We start from the raw sequence: 21,626 nt of genomic DNA, 5'->3' as shown, positions 1-21,626 counted from the left end.
GGAAATATCAGTTGTAGTGAGGCATTAATGATCATGGCCTGCCTCCGATTTTTCCAAATCTGCTTTAATTATGAAGCTATTGGAAGCCACGACGCGTTCGCCTGCTTCAAGGCCACTGATGACCTCGATATAGCGACCATCTGAGACACCAAGCTCTACTGCTCTGGGCGCATACTCATCACCCTCAACCACAAAAACAACTTGTTTGGCTTCATACTCTTGCACAGAAGATAGAGGAACCGAATGACTTACTGACTTAGTTGACGTCGTAACTTGTGCTTTGACCAGCGTACCGAGTGGCCAATATCCAGTACTATTGTCGACAGTTACATTGGCAAGAGAGTGTGGATTGCCATCAGCTGAAGGCGTAATGTAAGCAATCTTGGAGGTTTGGTTGAAACCTGCGTGGCTTAGTTCAACTGACTGTCCAACCTTGATGCTGCTAAGCATTTGTGAAAAAACGGTCAGCTGTGCCCATACGTTTTTATAGTTAGCTAACGAAAAAAGTACTTGCCCGTTTGATAACTCACCATTATTCGCATGTCGCGCAATCACATTGCCATCAAAAGGCGACGTGATGGAATAACTTTTTAAACTCTCATTGGACTCAACAACCGCTAAAATATCACCTTTCTTAACGGAGTCGCCAATGTTGACTTTTACATCTTTAATAACACCGTCAAACCGTGCTCTTATATGACTTAATGAGGCGGGGTCTGCACTAATTCGCCCATAAAGCGTACTCGTTAACGCAATATCGCGTGCGAGCACGGGAGTTGCAGAAATACCATTCTGAATTGCTGTTTCATTGCTCATTCTTACGACTTCACCTGCGTGATTGTCTTGATCGCTGGAACTTACACCACTGTGTTTACCTTCTGCGATTGCGGTTAGGCTATAAAGGCTAAGGGTGAAGATAGAAATAAGTACGTTTTGTATAGTGAATTTATTCATAATCATGACTTCTTATCGAAATGTTAGATGACTGCTGCCAATTGTTTTGGTGCCTTGAGAGCGTTGAGTCATCATTGTGCTCAGTCGTCAGCGCGAGACCTGTGAGTGTTTCAATTTCTGTTTTGCTTAAGTGAACTTGAGACGCTGCCTCTATTAATGTCAGCCGGGTTGTCAGAAATTCTTGTCGAGTAGTTACCCATTCCAAGTAGCTGAAACGGCCGTCTAAGTATGCGTTCTCGACTAAATCTAACGCGCCCTTTAACGGAGGAATTACCTTGCGCTGAAGTGTGTCAATCTCTAGCAATGCTCGTGTATGTTCGCCTAACGCTTGATTAACTGAATGTAATAGGCTGCGAACGTTGCTTTGTCTTTGCTGCTCTATTGCGTCAAGACGTGCCCTGTTTGCTTCATATTCACCAAGGTTTCGTTCTTTTTGAAACAATGGAACGCTTACTCCGGCAACCAGTGCTGTTTCATCAATACCTTGCATTCTGCGAAGCCCCGCTGACCACTCAATATCAGCGCGGTTATTCGCTTGCACTAAACGAAGCTGCGCCGCTTGCACACGGCTTTGTTTAGCGTATAGGTCAATGTGAGGGCTATTTTGGATTGCGACTGCCAGCGCATCAAACGACGCAACTTTGTTAAAAGCAAAAAGATCGCCTTCCACACGCTTAAAGCTCGGTACCTGCTCCCCCCACATGATGGATAAACTGCGCAAGGCAAACGTTAGGTCCTGTTGAGCTAGATTAACATCGAGCTTTGCTTGGGCCAGCGCAGCTTGGGCACGTTTTTGTTCTAACAAGGGGGACGCGCCTGCTTCAACGCGTTTCGTTACGGCATTCAATGTATAAAGTGCAAGTGCCTCTGCATCTTTTATGACGTCTAAGTTCGCCTGCAATACGAGTACTTTGATGTAACGACGATTAAGCTCACCGAGGATATCTAAGGTGAGTATTCGCTTTTCAACATCTTGCTGTATTCTTCGTTCAGAGAGTACATTCAACCTTGCTGCTGGCTTATCATTGAGCTGTAACACTGATGATAATGTCAAGGTAACTTCAAGCTCTTTGAGACCTGATACCTCGCCAGTTCCCAAAAAGTTCTCTAATTCAACCCCTGCATTCAATGCGGGTTTAAGCGCCGCCGTTTTTGACTCTCCGTCTATAACACGTTGTTTAAATTTAAACTCATACAGACTTGGATTATTGGCAAGTGTTAGTCTAATAGCGTCCTCAAGAGTCAGCGTTTCTCGTATGGGCGCTTGGGCACTTTTGTCTACAAATCTGTTGGTTTTCGCCGCATGAGCGGTCGGTGGACTGAGTAATAAGCCCAGTATGCAACTGCACACAATGGCAGATGCATGCCCGAAAATAGGAAACATTTTCATTGGAATATCCTAATAATTTATCAATATTTAGCATCGCGAGTGTTATCAGCGCGGTGCTATCGAAAAAACGTACTAGGAAGTAATTTTGGGGGGGCGAAGTAAGCGGTTAATAGGTGCGTCAATTACCGCATCTAAATAGTTGAAATTGTGGACTGAAACCACTGTTTTCAGACTGTTGATATGACTCTGACTGACCCATTGTGCATGTGTGCCATGGCAGTGGCCGCAATGGTGACAATCAGCAGGATTGTGGTGCTCTGTACTTACTTTATCACTGGTTTCATTGGCAGACAGCTCAGACTGCACTTGCTCGTGCTCAGAATGCTTATGCTCGTGTTGCAAGTGCTGAATGTCTATTGCATGAAAATCTAACGAATTCGCCACAGCAGAAAACGACTGAAAGAGTATCAGCGAGATCACGATGTAACTTATGCGTTTTAGATTTTTCATGTATGAAAGTTTACCAAGCCTAATTCACTTCGTCACGACATTGTTCATTAGCAAACTCCAGCTCAACTGTCGTATGTTCAAATTTATACTTTTCTAACGAACTGTGTATGTTTTCTTTGAGTGATTGGAGGTGCTCAAGACTGACATCTTCATCAAGAACAAGATGGACCGTCATTACGTTACGCTCACCGTCTAGAGACCAAATATGAAAATGGTGAAGATCACTTACCTTATCGTTTGCCAGTAAATCGCTTCGAATCTTTGAAAGCTGTTCTTCATCGGGCGTTGCTTGCAAAAACAGCATTAGGGTTTCTTTGAGATTGCGGAACACATTGAAAAGGATGAACAAAGTAAAGCCAATGGATAAGATTGGATCTAAAATAGGCCAAGGCTTAAACATTAAGACGATGGACACGATAAATACTGCTACCCAACCAAGCACATCTTCCAGCAAATGCCAGTTGAGGACTCGCTCATTTAATGAGTCTCCCTCACTCAGTTTATAAGCCGCAAAGCCGTTTACTGCCATCCCAAAGATAGACAATAAAACCATCCCTTCAACTTGGGGCATTTCAGGCTCAGCCAAACGAGGTATCGCTTCAAGCAATATCCAAATGGAGCCTACCGTCAGCACAATACCGTTAATCAATGCACCGAGTAAGGAAAATCTTTTGTAGCCGTATGAGAATGTTTGATTAGAATCTTTATCGCTAAGCTTGTTTAATCCCCACGCTGTACCAATGGAAAGACTATCACCCAAATCGTGCACTGCGTCAGCCATAATAGCGGTGCTGTTGGTAAGCCATCCACCAATGAATTCAATAACAGTAAACACCACATTTAAGAAAAACGCCCATCCAATACGTTTAGACGCGTCGGTTGAATTCTCTTGCGAGTGTGAATGGTTATGACTGTGCATTTCTAATTTTTTCCAATATGGCTTTGTTTTCGGGTGAAATAGACATTGGCTTGAATGGACTCACGTTTGCCCCACCAGTATTGCCCTCAGGCAATAAGCCAATTGGAGTTTTAGTCAGCGCACCTAGCATTCTAAAAGTTTGTCCAAATATCTCTTTAAGGTCGCGGCGTTCTATTCCAAATTTAAGCATTTCATAATGCACTCGTGTGTGGTGGTATGTTGAGTGCTGACCGATGACATGAGCATCCTCTAAGGCCTTAAATCCTGCTTTATTGTCATTGTTCGAAAGGGATTGATGCGCGGCGCTCAGTTTTTGAAGTATGTAAGGTTTTGCTGCTTGAGTGAAATTCATACGATCTCTCCATTCGTCGAGCTGTTTTCACGGAATTCCTGTCTGGCGTCTTTTAGAATTAAGACTGCGCCTCGTAACACAACGATAGACACAATAAAACCTATGACCAAATCAGGCCAACGAGTATCGAATAGATAAACCATCACACCCGCCAATATCACTCCTATGTTTGCAATGACGTCGTTTGCCGAGAATATCCAACTTGCTCGCATATGCACCTCGCCATTTTTTTGTTTTCTGATTATCGCCAAACATATAACGTTAGCGATAAGTGCAACACCGCCCATGCCCATCATAAGCATAGATTCAGGCTCGCTTCCAAAGGTTGCGCGACGCGCTATGTCAAGCAAAATTAATAGGCCTAATGCCAATTGAAAATATCCACTTACCTTTGCAGCATTGGCTTTGTGAACAATTGTTTTCCCTACTGCATATATACCAACACCGTAAACGACTGCGTCAGCCAACATATCAAGGGAGTCTGCAATAAGTGCTGTTGAGTCAGCGAGTAACCCTACACTCATTTCAATGATAAACATCACAGCATTGATGCCCAATAGCCAGTAGAGAACTGCCTTTTGTTCTTGGTCTTTTATCTCAATTTCGCACCCACAACCACTCATAAAAACACTCGCTTTACTCACCTATGATACGAGTGTAAACTCTATACTTGGTATAGAGTCAAGCTTTAGGCAAGTTAAAATGAAAATTGGGATTTTGGCAGCTAAGACAGGGTTCAGTATTCAGACAATTCGTTTTTATGAGCGTAAATCACTATTGGCTGCACCTGAGCGAACGGCATCGAATTATCGAAGCTACTCTGAAGATGCACTGAAGCAGTTATTGTTTATCAAGCAATGTCGTGCATTAGATATGACAATCGAGGAAATTAAATTAGTACTGGAAACCCGAGCAAATCCAGAGAATAGCTGCGAAAACGTTAATACCACAATAGATAAGCATGTTGACGATATCGAACATCGGATAGCTGAATTAAAATTACTACAAGAAACACTGATTTCAATTCGTTCTACTTGCGATCATGATAAGAAAGTTAAAGAGTGCGGAGTATTGCATCAATTAGATAGCATTGCAGAGGCGTGTTCTTCTAATACGGATAATGAGTCCCAGCTAATCTGCTAACCGCAACAACCGCTACCCTCTTGAATTGGGGGGCATTTAACTGTTCCATATGAGCAGTAAACGCAGCAGTCTCCGCTAAGAGGTTTCAACACTGTTTTGCAGTGAGTGCATTCATAGAAAAATTGACATGCAGTGGTTGGCATTACCTCTTGCTGGCTATGATTGCATTGAGGACATGTAATTGCCGATAAAAGCTCTATTTTCGCCAAAGCGCAGTGCTCCACATGTAAGTTAAAGAGAACAATTCGAAAATAAGTTACGATTTTACTCGTGAAGGGAAACCAGCATTCTCTGTCGCTTTCGTTAGTACATCCGGGTTAGTTACTTCATCGTCAAATTTTACAACAGCAAGTTTATTTTCGAATGTAACATCTACTTTCATTACACCTTCAACACGCTCAAGCGCTTTTTTTACTGTTATCGGGCATGTAGCACAATTCATTGAAGGCACTTCTAAAGCAAGTGTTACATCTTTCGCCAATGTTGCAGTGCTGCTTATTAAAAACAGTGATGTGATTAAAATTTTCTTCATTTATTTCTCCGAAAAAAATTAAGGTGATAGTAGCTATACTAGCCATATAATCCAGTAATTACTGGTGACAAAAAGGAACGCCAACAGCGCGGTTGACCAAAAAATTACTATTCTTCGCGCTCTTACTTTAGAGGTTGCACATGACTCACCTTTTGCACAGTCGTTTATGGGCCGATGGATTTGCCACCCTGCAAACCCAAATAAAACAACTACGGCAAAAATAAAAATAGGTCGATAAGGGTCTAAAAGCGTTAGATGGCTGATCCACGTTCCGCTAATACCCATCAAAAGAAGCACCAGCGGCCCAGCACAACATGCACTAGCACCGACGGCGGCAACAAGACCGCCTAAGATAGATAGTTGACTACTTTTTACCATATTATGACGTAATTTTTAAAACAATCTGAAGTATGCACTCCGTATCTAGGTACGGAGTCAAGTGGTAGTGTTATTTTACGACTGGAGAGACTGAATGATGGGGCAGATTTTGTTTTTCGGGTTGTTTTTACAGTCTGATACGAGGGATTCAAGGCTGCCTTTAAGACGACTTAAGTCTTTTAACTTATCTTCAATAATATCCAGTTTATGCTCAGCGAGGGACTGGACGTCGTCACAGCTGCTGGTACTCAAGACTAATAGTGATGATATTTCAGCCAATGTAAAACCTAAATACTGAGCACGCTTTATAAATAACACTCTGGTAAGTGCCTGCTGTGTATATTGCCTGTATCCTTGCAATGGTTTTATCGGTTGTTCCAATAAGGCCTTCCTTTCATAGAAACGAATGGTTTCTACACCTACATTTGCTTCTTTCGCAAGTTTACTTATTGTGTACATTAATTGCCCCGCATAGTCTGAGTCTATCTTCATTTAGCAAAAAGTTGCATAAGTCATACTTTAAAGCAAGTTTTCATAGGTTCATGGCGGATAATAACAGTAACTGCTAAGTTTCAGGCGACAAAGTCGCTCGGTAATTAGACCGATAATTTCCCTTCCTGATCACACTAGTACATCTGTGGAGAGTGTTAGCCATTTGCGCAAAAAATCAACTATCGCGTTAAGCGGTAAAGATCTTTTCTACGACGAACCGGTTTTCCTTAAGATAGCCTTCGGAGATTTCACCATTGGGTGTAATTCGCCTGAGTTTCTTACTTGTCTGACTAGGCTCATACAAATCATTTCCATTACTCAAAAGTTCAGCCGCAATAGAACCCGATGCCGATTCTTGGGCGACCCTTTCAGCAAGTCAAGAACATCAAGTTTATCCATGATAACCTCCTTTGAATAAGAAGCTAAAAGCTGACTAATTTTGAGAGTTGCCAGAAGCTCATACGTCCATTCTCATGCCTTACCAAATAACTTCAATATAAAAGATAGTGTTGATTCATAAGAAAGAAAAGAGGTGACGTATTATAAATGAAAAAACCAAACAGACATTTCCAATATAGGTAGTTCTCATAGCCAAAATCAAACTTATGCAAGTGAAGCTAGTCTAGGGAAGCTATTCAGTCAGCCTTGACCAGATTCGAGTGCATCTCGGACTCAGTATTGGACTGGGAACGAATATATCGTAGATCGTCATGATCAAGCTTCGACCATTTCCCGTAAGGGACGACGTTAGTCTTTGGTTTTTGCTCTTTTTTCTGAACCGATTTTAAACTTAATTTGCTTGCATCAACTTCAGCAATTAACTTTCTTACAAGGCTGACATTGTCGATGTCCGGGTACTCATCTTTTAAAAGCGCAATTCCACTGACATGCTCCTTGTAGTCGAGTTTGAAAAGCTCTAATAATGATTTCAGCCCATTTTCTTCAGGCTCCCTCTGCTCTGAGATATCAAGTTCCTCAACATATTGCGGCATGTTTTTCACAACATCCTCAATATCAACCGTAGGTATCAAAAGGTCAGAATACTTCAGGATTTCCTTCTCGTTACCAGAGCGTAAAGCGTCTAGCATAGGGTGTACGCTTTTCATTTCTTCCGCATAAACGGTATCTAGCAATGGAATAGTGATTTCTTCAGCTTTTGTAACAATTGCTCTTATCTGTGCAATCACAAACAGCTTAAGTGTGATGTCAATAATGCCCTGCGACAGTACGAATAAGTGTTCGAGCAGATCGCTATCCGGCGTTTGGGTTCGCTTCTTAACCCATTGAAAACGCCATAGTCGCATAGCAAAGCTCCGCCATTGCTTCATATCGCTTTCAGTTTTGGATATTCCCCAGTTCATACTACCAAAACCAATTTCCCTCCTAGCGCCACGCAAATCCTTCGAAATACCCGAGGCTTTTGGAGTTCCGACGATAAGTACCGGAACACCGATGGTATTAGTCAATTCAGTAAAAAAGTTTAACAGTTCATCACGTTTGTCTTTGGTATCTTGCAGGTGCTGAATCTCGTCTATCACAAGTAAACCCAGCGAATGGTCTATCACTATCTGTTTCATTGCTTGCAATAAAGTTTTTTCGCCTACTCGAATCTCATAACCATAGAGTCGGTGATACTTAGTATTGAGCACCTCGTCAATCGAGAGAAAGAAATTCTTACATAGACTCGCTAAATCGCCGTTATAGGGACATTCAACAACCACGTAGACGAGTTGTTGATGCATATTGTAGTCAGGGTGCTCAATTAATTGAGCGTATGTTGATAAAACTTTCCTTACCGCCGTAGTTTTGCCACTGCCAGAGCAGCCAATTAACGTCGTACTCTGAACTGATCGATCTGTGGTCGGGAATACTTGAATTCTCTCTTCTTTTCCTTGAGATTTTAAATAGTTTTCTTGCATCAATTGTTTGTCGTGATGTTTTGCAGGGTTTCGTTTAACGTAGCCGCTCCGAATCATCAGGGACAACTTTTTTTCGAGGTTTAGGTGGTTTGGCAATGGATGAAAAAAGTCACCATCAAGTAACCGCCCTAACGCGTGCATTCGCAATTTAGGATGTAGCTTTAAGTCACCCTCACTATGTGTTGGGCGGGATGCCAAAGTCTTTGCTAATACAAGATCGTCCTCGTAAATCTTAGGCAAAGCTTCAATAAGCGGATTGCCACGATACTCTTCTAGCCCCGGATCAATATAATTTGCTGTAACCGCTACATAAGGCGTTTTCAATCTTCGTCTCCATAAATATCATCTGGAATATCAGGGTGAGAGAAATCTTCCTGTCTTTTCATCGGTTGAACATTATTTGGTGGTGTTTTAGGGTCATTATCAGGGTTGCTGCCGACAGCACGTTTCTTGCGCTCTTGAGCTATAGCTTCCTTTTTATTAGTTTTTATAGATTTAATACGAGCACTATTCGACGCAGATTTACTGCCAATTTTGGCATGCTTTTCTGCTGACTCCATGCGCTTTTGAATTTCTTCGTCAGCAGAGAGCTGTTTGTCTTTATTGGCATTGGCAGCCTCACTGTTCGCTAGTTTACTTACTTGCATAGAAAGCTTTGCTTCATAAAACGTCATATCTTTATACGCACGGCTCCGGTCGGTCAACTGCGCGATCCAATACTGAGAAGTCTGCCCCAGTGGGAACACATAAATTTTATTCGTGCTCCTTGGGTCAAATCCTATTTCGACTTTCTGTGGTCTGGTTCGATGCTTGTCTCGAATAAACCATCCTTTTTCGAAAGCCTCTGAACAACTATAAGTCAGAGACTGATACTTTATTCCTTCATTTGAAACCGTTGCGGTATTTCTCGGTAAAGTTAGCACCTTAAACTTTTCCACGTCATATGATTTTAGGGCACCAGACCTATTCGTTATTCCCCATTGCCACAAGTCCTTTGGGGTGTAGGGCAGGTCATCGGGAATTCCTTCATCAGCATCATATTTTTTCATCCCTTTTAAATTATGCTTGTATATAAGTAAGGCAATGATCTCTTCCATTTGTCGCAGAGACAATTTCGCATCTAGGCGATAATCCTTACCCCCTCTTTTTTTAACTGTTTCTGTTGTCACAACGCCGGGGGCATAAGGTTTAAATTCAGCCTGTAAGGTTCTAAATCTCTGTTCAACAATGCCTTTAGCGTCACCTCGGCGAGCTTTTGCGTTTTCTATACGGGTGTTAAACACGTTGATTAAAGAATCTGCTTGGTGGGTAAGAAGGTCTCCTTTATCCGCTAATACTGCCGTCGGAAGACCTAGCGCTGGCCAATCTTCAAACTCGATTGAAATGCCTAAACGCCTACAAACGTCTACTTTATTTTCTAAACAGTTTGCCAATGACATCATGGCTAAAACATAAGATGGTGGTTCAAATGTCAGATAGTAACCTGCCGTTAAACGAGAAAAAACATCGATTACAATGAGAAGCGTGGGGCGACCAATAATTTTTGATGGGTCTTTTTCACTGACCAAATAAAGATCAATGATGGTGGCGTCAAACTCAAACCTATCTCCGGGTCCAAGCACTTGAGCAGTCGCTGTGCTAGTAAGTTGCCTCACGTCCTTTTCGAACGCTATTGCTGTGTTACGCGCTTGTACGGTTTTAATGGCCTTGTATTCCATATTAAACAAGTGTTTTAGCTGCGTAACAGTTGGTGAATCTTGTCGTGTAATAGTGGGATATTGCTTCCTAAATTTAAGTAGCACTAGGTCATGAACTTTTGTCCACGGCATTCTCATGGAATTCAAATAATATTTATTAATTGCCTCCCTAAACAATTGTTTAATCTCATCCGTAATTGGGATGCCTGTGCCAACAGTCGTGATACGCGGTCTGCCTACTTTTTTATTAGCAATGTTTCTTGGTTGCTTTGGCGCTCCCTGCTTATGGAAATCAGGCCTTAGAACATTCTTGTTTTGACCACGCTGTAAAAATTGACGCAGGAGCTTGTAAAAGTGTTTTTTGGAAAACTCAGGATTATTTTGATCGATAACTTTTTCGTAGAGTCGAAGCCATCCATGTTTGAAGAGCCGATAAGGATTATCAGCAACTTTTTGCATAACTGACCAGTTTTCTTCTAACCGTTTTTATGAGCTTCGGTGGGGTGTTTTAGCGATTCATCGATGAATGGATCACTGACGACTTGTGTGTGTTTGCTTTGAATAGCTTCGGTTATTGCGCCTAGGTCAAATTCAATAGGATCAGCAAGTCGTTTGTATATATCAATCCAAATAGCGTGTTCCGGTGTGATGGCTAACACCCTATCAAATTGTCCGTTTCATGCACAACGCTATTAACCAACAGCATATAAATCTCCGCTATCGAACCCGAAGGACACGCTATGGATGTCAGAGCAGATAAGATATTGATAGGGCTTATGGATATCAAACGCCAGCAATCGATAGCTAAAGGCGTTTCGAGCTAATTTTAATGCTTCACCTAACGGTAGGCCATGACGCTTATCATAATCTGAGCATGCTTTAGCGAGCTTAATGTCAGGGAAGCGCTTTATCTCTTCCCAAAGATCATAAACTTGCATTTGAATAGATTCGCCAATGTGAAGGTCTTTTCCTCCCAGTATCCAATCAATATTGGCTTGTTGAACATGAGGTATGTCGAGTTCAGTAATTAACTTCCACTGCATTACTTTGGCCAGACCACTTCGCCTCTCTATTTCGAGCTTAGCAATAACATTTTTATCCATCAGCTCATCATTGTATTTGACCTGAATCGCGATTTGATTGCTCTCTAACCCATCAAAGTCTAATAACAAATCAGTGGTAAATATGTGATATTTATTGCCTTTTTGCGGATGTTTTATGCCCGCTTTGTCGGCTACTTCCAGAATGGTTTCTAGAGCAAACGGATACTGCTCTCGAATGTCATAAATTGACCCATTCCAGTCGTAGAGTGAAAAAGCAAGGTATTCTAGCTTGGAAAGCAAGTGAACTACTCTGCCGGTGCGGTGAGATAAGGCACGATAACTCGTTCCATCACTGGATATTTCTTGAATGTAAATCCACGGCTGATATTCGCTTTTACGGCCCATTCCTCTGCCGCTTGCGAAGCGCTTATCGATTTCTTCTCTTGTCAGCCATTGCAGTTTCGTCATCGCCTACACCCTATGCCATAGAGCATAAACTAATCTACTTTTATTACCTAATTTAATGCTAAATTTTTATTTGTTACCAAATATAATATGCTCTAACAAGCAGCTAACTTTTAAATCTCCTACTTATTCTACCGTTACACTTTTTGCCAAGTTGCGAGGCTGGTCTACGTCGGTGCCCTTAATTAGCGCCACATAATAAGATAATAGCTGCAGAGGTAGAGTATAAATAATAGGCGCAATTACTGCGTGGCAATGGGGTACATCAATCACCCGCATAGACGCATCGCCGGTAAACCGTGCGTCTTTGTCAGCAAACACATACATAATCCCGCCACGAGCACGTACTTCTTCTACGTTCGATTTTAGTTTCTCAAGTAGTTCATTATTAGGCGCTACCACAATAACCGGCATTTCTTCGTCAATGAGGGCCAGCGGACCATGCTTGAGTTCGCCTGAGGCGTAAGCTTCTGCGTGAATGTAAGAGATTTCCTTAAGCTTCAAGGCGCCTTCCATAGCAATAGGGTACTGATCACCGCGCCCCAAAAATAAGCTATGATTCTTATCTGCAAATTCTTCTGCTAAGTCTTCTATACCTTGGGTAATAGTAAGGGTTTCTTCTAGTTTTGCTGGCAAGCTATGCAGCGCTTCGACAATGTCTTTTTTATCTTGCGCAGCCATGTTGTTGTACTCACCAAGTGCAAGCGTAAGCATAAGAAAGGCGGTTAATTGGGTGGTAAATGCTTTGGTAGAAGCAACGCCAATTTCAGCGCCTGCCCGTGTCATAAAAGCAAGGTCTGATTCACGCACTAGTGACGAGCCTGCCACATTACAAATAGCCAAACTGGCCTTGTAACCTTGCGCTTTAGCCAGCCTAAGGGCTGCCAATGTGTCTGCAGTTTCACCCGATTGAGAAATGGTAATAAGCAAACTATTGGGGTGAACCACTGATTTGCGATAGCGAAATTCGGAGGCAATTTCAACATTGCACGATACATTCGCGTACTGTTCTAGCCAATAGCGTGCTGTCATTCCAGCGTGGTAACTGGTGCCACAGGCGACTATCTGTACATGTTTTACCTTAGACAAGATGGCCTCGGCGCCATCGCCAAAAACGTTACTTACTAACGCGTTTTCACCCAGTCTGTCTTTTAGTGTATTGCGCACTACCACAGGTTGTTCATGAATTTCTTTGAGCATGTAATGGCGATACATACCTTTATCGCCAGCATCATGTTCTACATTCGACTCGATGATTTCACGCTCTACCGCTCGCCCGTCTTTATCAAAAATAGATACGCTGCGGCGGGTTATTTCTGCCACATCGCCTTCTTCTAAAAAGATAAAGCGGCGGGTGACAGGCAACAATGCCATTTGGTCTGACGCGATAAAGTTCTCGCCCAACCCAAGCCCAATTACTAAGGGGCTACCTGATCGAGCCACAACCATTTTATGGGGATCTTGGGTGTCCATAACCACAGTGCCATACGCGCCGTGGAAGGTTTTAACCGCCTGTTGCACGGCTGTCAGTAAGCTGGCGCCTTGGTTAATTTTTTGATGTACCGTATGCGCGATTGACTCGGTATCAGTATCGCTAGTAAAGGTATAACCTTGCTCTTTTAGGCTGTCGCGCAAATGCTCGTAGTTTTCAATAATGCCATTGTGAACAACAGCAATACGGTCGGTGGAAAGATGGGGGTGTGCGTTCTCTTCGGTTACTCCGCCGTGGGTGGCCCAACGGGTATGGGCGATACCCGTGCTACCTAACGCTTCCAAATCGGCCACGGCATCAGCAAGTGCTTGTACTTTTCCTGCACGTCGAATTCGTGTAAGGCTGCCATCTTGCTTTAATAACGCCACACCTGCAGAGTCGTACCCTCTGTATTCTAATCGTTTCAACCCTTCTAGCAGAATCTCAATAACGTTACGTTCGGCTATTGCACCTACAATTCCACACATGTTTTACTCTCCACCGAAGGCAGCGACAACTACGCTAACGCCTTGCTGTTCAATTTGAATTTTATCTTGATAACCAATACCACTGTCTGTCACCAAGGTTGATATTTTTTTCCAGCCTAATTCTAAGTTAGGCATTTTATGTTTAAGTTTATTTGACGCTGCCACAACGACCACTTCACTTGCCGCATCTGCCATTGCATTTGTAACACCGGTAAGCTCATTAAACGTAGTGGTGCCCCGGTCCACATCTATTCCAGCTGCTCCGACAATGGCGATGTCGAAACTATACTCGGCTACCATTTTCTCCGCCATTAGCCCTTGGAATGACTGAGAATTAGGATCCCATGTTCCCCCTGTCATTAGCACATTGGGCTTATTCGGCGCTTGGGTAAGAAAATTGCTGGCCTGCAATGAATTCGTCATTACCACAATATGTTGCTTGTCGTGTAAATAGGGCAACAAGGCGGCAGTGGTTGAACCGCAATCGAGTACGACACGACAGCCATCGCCAATACGTTGAGCTGCAGCTTTGCCAATAGCAGCAAGCACAGAACTCGTCTCGGCTTCAAGTTGGGGAGGAAAGTTTTGCATAGGTAAGGGCGCCGCGCCGCCAAACTGCCGGATAAGTTTTCCGGCGTTAGCTAACGCGGTTAAATCTTTGCGAACCGTGACTTGCGACGTATTAAATCGCTCGGCTAACTCATCTACTTGCGTCAAACCGTGGGCACCTACCCATTCAACAATACCTTGACGGCGCTTCTCTACCGAGCGACTTGTTTTCACAGCACTAAATTACCTTCAAAGGGCCAATAGCTGATGAGAGGTCATCAGCACTTTCATATTGAGCAACAGCATTACATCAAAACTTTCGTTTCGAAATACCCAAATAATCATAATGAAACAAAGATAGTTTATATATGAGCATTTCGCAAGTTAATAAGTTGCTGTTTGCTTTTTACCTTCTTTTTAGCTGAAAACAGCCCTTACACGATGGCCCTTTTCGCAGGCAAGTTTTGCTTGTTCGATAATTTCGATTACGGGTACAACCGACGCTGCGTCAGCAGGTAATGTAGCGCCCTCTAAAATGGCACACGCCAATTGATGATAAAAACGAATATATTCGCCTTGCAGGGTTGGGAAGCACTGTGTATTCCCCTCAAGATATAAGGTGCCATGTTGGTCACTTGGGGTTTGTCCCCACTGCGTGCTTGCGAGCGATATGCCCGCTCTTAACTGATCTTCTTGGGGATCTAAATGAAATTTACGATAACTGCCTTTGTCGCCCTGCACATCAAAGCGCAAAGTTGGCCCTGCCTGGAAGGCACTACTACCTAGTTTTACCACCTTGTCTGGGTAGTAAAGCGAGATATCAAAACAATCGTCTGATTGGCCATGTTGGCGCATGGTGGCAATATTCGCGTCTATCGCCTCAGGAAGGCCAAATAGACATAGGCTTTGATCAATAAGGTGAGGCCCTAAATCCCAGCAAATACCACTTCCGGGGCCCTTGTTTTCCCGCCAGCGATCTCGCGGTACTGGGCGAAAGCGATCGAAGCGGCTCTCCACCCTTCGAACATTCCCTAGCGTTCCCTGTTCTATAAGGTTTTTTAACGTTAAAAAATCACCATCAAAACGACGATTTTGGTAAACGCACAGTTTTTTCGACACTAGGTTAGCATAATCAACTAATTTTCTGGCATCAGCACTGGTTAGGGTAAAGGGCTTTTCCACCAGCACGTGGGCGCCGCTTTTAAGCGCAGATTCTGCTTGTTCAGCGTGGAGGTGGTTAGGTGTGGTAATAACCACAAGGTCGAACGATTCTGTATTAAGCGCATCATTTAGCGAAGCATATACCTTAGCCGAAGGAAGTGTTTTAGTAACAACGTTAGGTTGTGAAGACACTACACCTTGCACGTTAAAGCTGGGCAAATAGGTTAAAAAAGGTAAATGAAACGTTTGTGCTGAAAACCCAAAACCTACCAGCAATGTAGATAGCATATGTGCTCCTTAAACTCATAATAAAAAAGGGCAGCCACACAAGGTAACTCCCCTTTGTAATAACAAACCGCTAGCCTGCGGAACAACTAAACGTTAGGTGTTCTTTTTCGTTGGGCGTGGCCAGTTGGCGATATTGCGCTGTTTACCCCGCGCTACTGCTAGCGCACTATCGTCCACATCAGTGGTAATAACCGACCCCGCGCCTACGGTAGCGTTGTCCCCTACCGTTACAGGAGCCACAAGGGAGGTATTAGAACCAACAAATGCATTTTTCCCAATGCGGGTTTTTGACTTATTAACACCGTCATAGTTACAGGTAATAGTACCCGCACCTATGTTCGCATTCGCCCCCACTTCAGCATCGCCTAAATAGGTGAAATGATTCGCTTTTGCCCCTTCGCCTAATACCGCTTTTTTCATTTCTACAAAATTGCCTACTTTAGCCTTCGCATGCATTACAGCGCCCGGGCGCAGGCGGCCGTATGGGCCTACACTGCAGCTTTCGCCTACAATTGCTTCATCTACAATAGAGTTAGGCTCGATTACAGCGTTATCTGCAATTTCGCAGTTTCTTAAAATGCAGTTAGCGCCCACTTTCACGTTATTGCCTAATATAACGTTACCTTCAATAATTACATTCACATCTAGCTGAACGTCTTCACCGGTAGTTAATTGGCCCCGTAAATCGAAGCGTTGAGGGTCGGCAAGGCTAACCCCTTGCATCATTAATGCGTTTGCCTGTCGCAACTGAAAGGCGCGTTCTAGGCGCGCCAACTGTACGCGATTATTAACGCCTTCTACTTCCACGACTTCTTGGGGGTGGGCAGCTGATATACGCTTTCCTTCTTTTGCCGCCATGGCTATAACATCGGTAAGGTAGTATTCACCCTGGGCATTATCGTTACCTAATTCGTTCAACCAGCGCTTAAGGTCGGCGCCTGACATCATCATCATACCCGTGTTAATTTCACGAATACTACGCTGCTGCTCACTTGCATCTTTGTGTTCAACAATGGCGGTAATATTGCCATTTTCTCGCACAATTCGGCCCATACCGGTGGGATCGTCAAGCTCAACGGTTAGCAAGGCTAGATCACACTCTTTTTTTACGGCAATTAACCCTGCAAGGGTTTCTTTTCGTATTAGCGGGGCATCACCCACCAATATCATTACATCTTCGTCATCACTGATATGAGGGGCTGCTTGCTGTACCGCGTGGCCTGTACCTAACTGTTCTTGTTGTAAACACCAGTTGAGATGTTCACCACCAAGGGTCGCTTTTAGCTTATCGCCGCCATGGCCATACACTAAATGTATACGCTGCGCATTAAGGCTTTCTACCGTATTAATGATTCGCTGCACCATTGGCTCGCCTGCCACCTTATGTAACACTTTGGGAAGCGAAGATTTCATGCGGGTGCCTTTGCCTGCCGCCAAAACCACTACTGAAAATGCCATAACTTTCCTTTTTGCAATTTGTCGAAAAACCGTGATTAACCCTAGTGTAACCAAGCTCTGACAATAATTCAGTGCTTCATTTAGTTTCATTGTCCATTAGTTTAATTTGGCTCAAACAAACTAGTAGTTCATTAAACCAGCGGGTATACTCTGCTATTAGTTGTACTGAGTAGGTCGGGCAAAGGAGCATGCGTAGTCAGTGAATACATTTAGAACTCTTCACCGTAGTCTGCTGGTGCTATTTGCAGTGGTTGTCATTGCCATTGTTACCCTTATTCATTTTAGCGTATCTAAAATAGTGGCCGAGCAAAGTCGTGCCCAACAACAGTCTTTATCGCCTGCCATATCCCTTATAGTCGAGCAATTATTAAAGCCACTGCATACCTCAGAAGCATTAGGTCGCTCAACGGAATTGGTCGACCTAATGAGCGGGGATTTCATCGATGAAGATGCCGTGTTTACCTCGCTAGAACGACTAGAAAACGAATTTAATTTATCCTTTTTTATTGCCAGTGAAACGTCAAGAAAGCTCTATAACTCTGACGGCAGCAAACTTGATTTAATTGAAGGTGAAGTAAGCTGGTACTTTAAGTATCGCGACTATCCTGAAGATGCGGTAGCAGACATTGGCAAGTGGGAAGATACGCATTTTTATATCGACATAAAAATTCGTGACGACAACGGCAAGTTTCTCGGTTTTTTTGGTGTCGGTAAAAGCTTAAGCAGTTTCTTGGAGGTATTTGATACCTACAAAAGGGAATACGGCTACGACTTTTTATTCGTGGATGGTATGGGAGATATTATGCTTTCATCCGACCCCTCGCTCATTGCCTCGTATTCAGACTTTACCAATTTGTCAGAATTACCATGGTATGCAAGCTTGCCTCTTAGCGTACAAAGTGAGCAAGCACTTAATAACCGACTGGTTACAATTGATCAAAAAGACTTCTTAATTGCAGAAGTTAAGCTCAATCAATTTGACTGGACTGTCTTCTTACTTAGCCCACTGCAAGACCGCCAAACAGAAATATCCCAAGGGTTTATTTTTAGCGTAGTAACCTTGTTGGTGGTGATTTTTTCTCTCTTCCTACTGATTTATAATTTACTTTATTATTTTCGGAAGGACATGCATCCCGAATTGATCGTGCGCCATACTAACCGTTTGCCCGACAAACCAGAGATTGAGTCTATCTACCAGTCGCTGCTTAGCGAGAAAAAGGCCGTAAGCCTTGTGATGATAAGTATCGACGATTTTTCTGGCATCAGTGACACCTTTGGGCGCAATATCGCTGATGATGCATTAGATAAGATTGTGATGTATTTAGCAGATACCGTGCGCGAACAAGATATTTTGGGTCGCTGGAGCAGTGACGAATTTATTCTTTTGCTACCGAACACTGGCCCCCATGAAGCCTTTGATATAGCGCAGAACTTGCGCCACGGCATAGCCACACTAGCGCCTATGCCGGAAAATACCAAACTGCACATTACAGCATCGTTTGGTATTTCATTTACCGCTTCGACACGTGGTATGAATGAAGTTACCGCCCATGCCGAAGATGCGTTGTATCAGGCCAAACGTGATGGCAGCAATTTAGTGCGTATGCAGTTAATTGAGTAGTACCAGTTAGCTACTAACCGGCCTTGTATAGCGTTTACGCTTCACTGCGCCTATTACACCAGTGGTTAGCGCAACGCCCCCTAGTACCATTACGCCCCCTATAATGGTTTGCAAGGAAAGGTGCTCTTGTAGAAAGAGTACGCCCCATACAATGCCAAAGAGTGGCACCAAATACGCTACTGTAATCGCCCGTGCGGGGCCAACATCTGCAATAAGCTTAAAATACAATATATAGGCTATACCCGTACCGCCAATGGCAAGTGCAACGGCATTTGCCCACGCGTTAGTACTAGGCATAGTTGCAGGTAACGTGGCAATAGCAAAAGGCGCTAGCATAATAGTAGCCATAGCCTGACTCCCGGTGGCGACTACCAGGGGACGCACGCCCTGTAGCCACTTCTTCATCATACTAGCAGCAATGCCATAACAGGTTGTGGCAAGTAACGCGGTAATTATAGGCAGCACACTGACTTCCCCTTCGCCTAGTTTTTGCTGGCTAATTACTGCTACACCTGCAAACCCGACAAGAAGACCAGCAATAGCGCTTTTAGTTAATTTATCGCCTAACCAAAGCCACGCAACTACGGCACCAAACATGGGGGCAGTAGCATTTAAAATAGCATTTACCCCGGCCTCTAAATGTAAGCTACTGTAGTTAAACAGAACGAAGGGCACCGCTGTATTTGCCATACCGACCAACGCAATAGGTAACCAGTATCGGTAAATGTCTTTCACGCCCCCTACTACCATTAAAATAGGTAACAGCACACACGTTGCTAACAGGGTTCTTATAGCCACTAATACGTAAATACCAAATTCGGGGGCCGCCACCCGCATAAAGATAAACGAACCGCCCCAAATGGCCGCCAAAACAAGCAATGCAATAACCTGCCTTATTCCCATAGTACGCCTTGCGCCCCTTCTAAATTAAGTAAGTACTGCTTTTTATCCAATCCCCCGGCGTAGCCGGTAAGGGTTTTATTGCTACCGATAACGCGGTGACAAGGAACAATTATCGCTATCGGGTTTTTACTGTTTGCCATTCCTACCGCTCGCACGGCTTTTGGGTTGTTCAACGCAGTGGCAATGTCTGCATAACTGGCCGTTTCGCCATACTTTATGGATAGCAGGGCTTGCCATACCGCCTTTTGAAACTGTGTACCTTCTGCTGCAAGTGGAAGCGAAAATTCGGTGCGTGTACGTTTGAAGTATTGGCTAAGCTGAGCTTTCGCCTGACACACTATTTCATTCGCATTGGGGGAAAGGCGAGGCGATTGTACAAAGGTTACCGCGCTTACGCCTTCTTTGTTAGCGATAATTTCCAGTAGCCCTTGGGAGGTTGAAAGGTAATCGACAAATTGTACGTTTTCCACACAGGTAGAGACACGTTTCATTGGTTGCTCATTTCCCATAGCTGAAGGGTTAAATAGCTACGCCAGGGCGCCGCTCTCTTAGGGTTAAGCGGGTACTTAGCCGCCATTTTCCTTACGATAAGATCGCCGGCCAAATAAACATCCGGCGCTTTTTTGCCACGCATATTAATGTAATCTAGGGTCCATTGACCAATACCTTTTATTGCCAATATGGCATCATCGTCTAAAGTTTCTGCGCCTTCATTGTTGGCCATAAAAATAGCGAAATTCTTTAGCGTCCGCTTTCTACTCTCAGGCATGCGTAGAAACGACAGATCGCTCTGCGCTACGGTGCGGGCGTTGGGGAAACACACCCTCGTACTATCGGCGTCTGTTTGCTGTTTATGCAGTGTATTAGCCAATAAAGTCGCTTGCCCAATTGCCGCCTTCACACTAACTTGCTGACCCACAATCGCCCGACAACCACTTTCAAACACGTCCCACGTTCCTGGTAGTCTTAGCCCTGCTAACAAAGCATCAGATGGAATACCTGCATTCTGTAAGCTCTGCTCAATAGCATAGGGGTCGGCGTTTAAATCTAGTAAGATTTTAATTTTTTCAAGCGTAGCATAAAGCGAACGTATATCCTGAAGCACTAAGCTTACGTCAAAGCCATGGTCTTTCTCGTTATATGTAGCTGTAAAGCTTCCTTTTTTACCCGCTACTTCTATCACTCTATGGTAACTCTCAGCGGTGACTTTTTCGATACCGTCAATGGCTCGCATGGCAAGAAAATCGCGTACTTGCGGCCAATTATAAGGGCCTATGAACGACAACCTTAGTGCGATAGGCAAGGTGTTAGTACTCGCTGACGTGCGAAGCTGTGACGGTGTTGTTTTACAATACCTTTGTATCGCACGCTGAAGCTGTCTTGCACTGCAATAATCTGCGCTACATGCAACTTCAGTAATACTCATCTGTGTTTGCTGGAGTAGTTTTTTGGCGAATAACACGCGATGAAAGCTTTGATATTCTTTTGCTGAAATACCCATGGATTGCTGCATTAGTTTATTAAGATAACGTTCGCCTATGCCAAGCCTATTGGCTATATTGCCAATAGGCTGCTGCGGAATTTCACTCAATAAAGACAACGCTCGCTTAACCGTGGTTGTTACGCCTTGCCATGCGTACGACTCGGGCGCACTATCAGGGCGACAGCGCAAACAGGGGCGAAACCCATGGTGCAAAGCTTGGGAAGCGTGTTCGTAATACACGACATTTTTTTCTAATGGCAATTTCGCGGGGCAAATAGGACGACAAAAAATTCCGGTTGATGTTACCGCCACAAAAAAGCGCCCATCGAAACGGCGATCACGACTCATTCTTGCCTGAGCATACATCTGTAGTTTCTCTACACGTGAGCTATCCGCTGCTATTTCCATCAAATAATGCACCTAAATCATACGAGAACAGTAACAAAATTAAGTGTATCTTGGTTTTAAAC

23 protein-coding genes are annotated in these 21,626 nt (G+C 43.7%); 2 read left to right on the top strand and 21 right to left on the bottom strand.

Annotated features, from left to right (window positions below):
• Positions 1 to 24: 24 nt before the first annotated feature.
• The 6 genes from GTH32_RS15170 to GTH32_RS15145 all read right to left on the bottom strand — a co-directional run bounded on the left by GTH32_RS15170 (position 25) and on the right by GTH32_RS15145 (position 4,688).
• Complete coding sequence (locus GTH32_RS15170) at positions 25 to 954, bottom strand: efflux RND transporter periplasmic adaptor subunit (RefSeq protein WP_163087295.1); 930 nt, start codon at positions 952 to 954, stop codon at positions 25 to 27.
• Positions 947 to 2,344, bottom strand: a complete 1,398-nt coding sequence (locus GTH32_RS15165; RefSeq protein WP_163087293.1) for a TolC family protein — start codon at positions 2,342 to 2,344, stop codon at positions 947 to 949. Before GTH32_RS15165 ends, GTH32_RS15170 begins: the two co-directional genes overlap by 8 nt.
• A 72-nt stretch (positions 2,345 to 2,416) precedes the next feature.
• Entirely contained in the window at positions 2,417 to 2,794 is a 378-nt protein-coding gene (locus tag GTH32_RS15160) for a hypothetical protein (RefSeq protein ID WP_014951214.1), read from the bottom strand.
• Positions 2,795 to 2,813: 19 nt separating this feature from the next.
• Entirely contained in the window at positions 2,814 to 3,713 is a 900-nt protein-coding gene (locus GTH32_RS15155) for a cation diffusion facilitator family transporter (protein ID WP_014951213.1), read from the bottom strand.
• Positions 3,700 to 4,065 carry a DUF3703 domain-containing protein gene (locus GTH32_RS15150; protein ID WP_163087291.1) on the bottom strand — a complete coding sequence of 122 codons (366 nt, stop codon included), beginning with the start codon at positions 4,063 to 4,065 and terminating at the stop codon, positions 3,700 to 3,702. The genes GTH32_RS15155 and GTH32_RS15150 overlap by 14 nt, the downstream gene beginning before the upstream one ends.
• Complete coding sequence (locus GTH32_RS15145; protein ID WP_163087289.1) at positions 4,062 to 4,688, bottom strand: cation efflux transmembrane domain-containing protein; 627 nt, start codon at positions 4,686 to 4,688, stop codon at positions 4,062 to 4,064. Before GTH32_RS15145 ends, GTH32_RS15150 begins: the two co-directional genes overlap by 4 nt.
• Positions 4,689 to 4,767: 79 nt before the next feature.
• Between GTH32_RS15145 and cadR the strand changes: the two genes are divergently transcribed.
• On the top strand, positions 4,768 to 5,208 hold the full coding sequence (gene cadR / locus GTH32_RS15140; protein ID WP_163087287.1) for a Cd(II)/Pb(II)-responsive transcriptional regulator: 441 nt from the start codon (positions 4,768 to 4,770) through the stop codon (positions 5,206 to 5,208).
• Here cadR and GTH32_RS19525 read toward each other — a convergent pair.
• From GTH32_RS19525 to glmU, 12 genes are all read right to left on the bottom strand, one after another.
• Positions 5,205 to 5,432, bottom strand: coding sequence for a GDCCVxC domain-containing (seleno)protein (locus tag GTH32_RS19525; protein WP_484476984.1), 228 nt, complete (start codon positions 5,430 to 5,432; stop codon positions 5,205 to 5,207). The two genes, cadR and GTH32_RS19525, sit on opposite strands and share 4 nt — an antisense overlap.
• A gap of 32 nt (positions 5,433 to 5,464) precedes the next feature.
• Complete coding sequence (gene merP, locus GTH32_RS15135) at positions 5,465 to 5,740, bottom strand: mercury resistance system periplasmic binding protein MerP (protein WP_163087285.1); 276 nt, start codon at positions 5,738 to 5,740, stop codon at positions 5,465 to 5,467.
• Between the two features lie 33 nt (positions 5,741 to 5,773).
• Positions 5,774 to 6,118: a mercuric transporter MerT family protein gene (locus GTH32_RS15130; protein ID WP_163087283.1), complete on the bottom strand. Its 345-nt coding sequence runs from the start codon at positions 6,116 to 6,118 to the stop codon at positions 5,774 to 5,776.
• 75 nt (positions 6,119 to 6,193) lie between these two features.
• Positions 6,194 to 6,577 carry a MerR family transcriptional regulator gene (locus GTH32_RS15125; protein ID WP_163087313.1) on the bottom strand — a complete coding sequence of 128 codons (384 nt, stop codon included), beginning with the start codon at positions 6,575 to 6,577 and terminating at the stop codon, positions 6,194 to 6,196.
• 668 nt (positions 6,578 to 7,245) lie between these two features.
• Positions 7,246 to 8,853: an ATP-binding protein gene (locus GTH32_RS15120; protein WP_163087281.1), complete on the bottom strand. Its 1,608-nt coding sequence runs from the start codon at positions 8,851 to 8,853 to the stop codon at positions 7,246 to 7,248.
• Complete coding sequence (locus tag GTH32_RS15115) at positions 8,850 to 10,685, bottom strand: Mu transposase C-terminal domain-containing protein (protein ID WP_163087279.1); 1,836 nt, start codon at positions 10,683 to 10,685, stop codon at positions 8,850 to 8,852. Before GTH32_RS15115 ends, GTH32_RS15120 begins: the two co-directional genes overlap by 4 nt.
• A gap of 17 nt (positions 10,686 to 10,702) precedes the next feature.
• Positions 10,703 to 10,885, bottom strand: coding sequence for a hypothetical protein (locus GTH32_RS15110; protein ID WP_163087277.1), 183 nt, complete (start codon positions 10,883 to 10,885; stop codon positions 10,703 to 10,705).
• A 33-nt stretch (positions 10,886 to 10,918) separates the two neighbouring features.
• Positions 10,919 to 11,737 (bottom strand): TnsA endonuclease N-terminal domain-containing protein, encoded by an 819-nt coding sequence (locus GTH32_RS15105; RefSeq protein WP_163087275.1) that lies wholly within the window; start codon positions 11,735 to 11,737, stop codon positions 10,919 to 10,921.
• Between the two features lie 123 nt (positions 11,738 to 11,860).
• Positions 11,861 to 13,693 carry a glutamine--fructose-6-phosphate transaminase (isomerizing) gene (glmS, locus tag GTH32_RS15100; protein ID WP_163087273.1) on the bottom strand — a complete coding sequence of 611 codons (1,833 nt, stop codon included), beginning with the start codon at positions 13,691 to 13,693 and terminating at the stop codon, positions 11,861 to 11,863.
• Positions 13,694 to 13,696: 3 nt separating this feature from the next.
• A complete protein-coding gene (locus GTH32_RS15095) occupies positions 13,697 to 14,476 on the bottom strand; it encodes a DeoR family transcriptional regulator (RefSeq protein WP_163087271.1) in 780 nt (259 codons plus the stop codon).
• A 183-nt stretch (positions 14,477 to 14,659) separates the two neighbouring features.
• Complete coding sequence (locus GTH32_RS15090; protein WP_163087269.1) at positions 14,660 to 15,691, bottom strand: Gfo/Idh/MocA family oxidoreductase; 1,032 nt, start codon at positions 15,689 to 15,691, stop codon at positions 14,660 to 14,662.
• 93 nt (positions 15,692 to 15,784) lie between these two features.
• Entirely contained in the window at positions 15,785 to 17,149 is a 1,365-nt protein-coding gene (glmU, locus tag GTH32_RS15085) for a bifunctional UDP-N-acetylglucosamine diphosphorylase/glucosamine-1-phosphate N-acetyltransferase GlmU (protein ID WP_163087267.1), read from the bottom strand.
• A 199-nt stretch (positions 17,150 to 17,348) separates the two neighbouring features.
• Here glmU and GTH32_RS15080 point away from each other — a divergent pair, with 199 nt between their 5' ends.
• Complete coding sequence (locus GTH32_RS15080; protein WP_163087265.1) at positions 17,349 to 18,770, top strand: diguanylate cyclase domain-containing protein; 1,422 nt, start codon at positions 17,349 to 17,351, stop codon at positions 18,768 to 18,770.
• 6 nt (positions 18,771 to 18,776) lie between these two features.
• On the opposite strand, the gene GTH32_RS15075 is transcribed toward GTH32_RS15080, so the two are convergent.
• The 3 genes from GTH32_RS15075 to GTH32_RS15065 are packed head-to-tail and all read right to left on the bottom strand — an operon-like array spanning position 18,777 to position 21,564.
• Positions 18,777 to 19,673, bottom strand: coding sequence for a DMT family transporter (locus GTH32_RS15075; RefSeq protein ID WP_163087263.1), 897 nt, complete (start codon positions 19,671 to 19,673; stop codon positions 18,777 to 18,779).
• Complete coding sequence (locus tag GTH32_RS15070; protein ID WP_163087261.1) at positions 19,664 to 20,164, bottom strand: methylated-DNA--[protein]-cysteine S-methyltransferase; 501 nt, start codon at positions 20,162 to 20,164, stop codon at positions 19,664 to 19,666. Before GTH32_RS15070 ends, GTH32_RS15075 begins: the two co-directional genes overlap by 10 nt.
• Entirely contained in the window at positions 20,161 to 21,564 is a 1,404-nt protein-coding gene (locus tag GTH32_RS15065) for a DNA-3-methyladenine glycosylase 2 family protein (protein ID WP_246223280.1), read from the bottom strand. Before GTH32_RS15065 ends, GTH32_RS15070 begins: the two co-directional genes overlap by 4 nt.
• Between the last annotated feature and the right edge of the window lie 62 nt (positions 21,565 to 21,626).

The sequence above is a fragment of the Alteromonas profundi genome, assembly GCF_010500865.1.
GTDB classification, from domain to species: domain Bacteria; phylum Pseudomonadota; class Gammaproteobacteria; order Enterobacterales; family Alteromonadaceae; genus Alteromonas; species Alteromonas profundi.
This window is presented reverse-complemented; position numbering and strand designations above follow the sequence as displayed.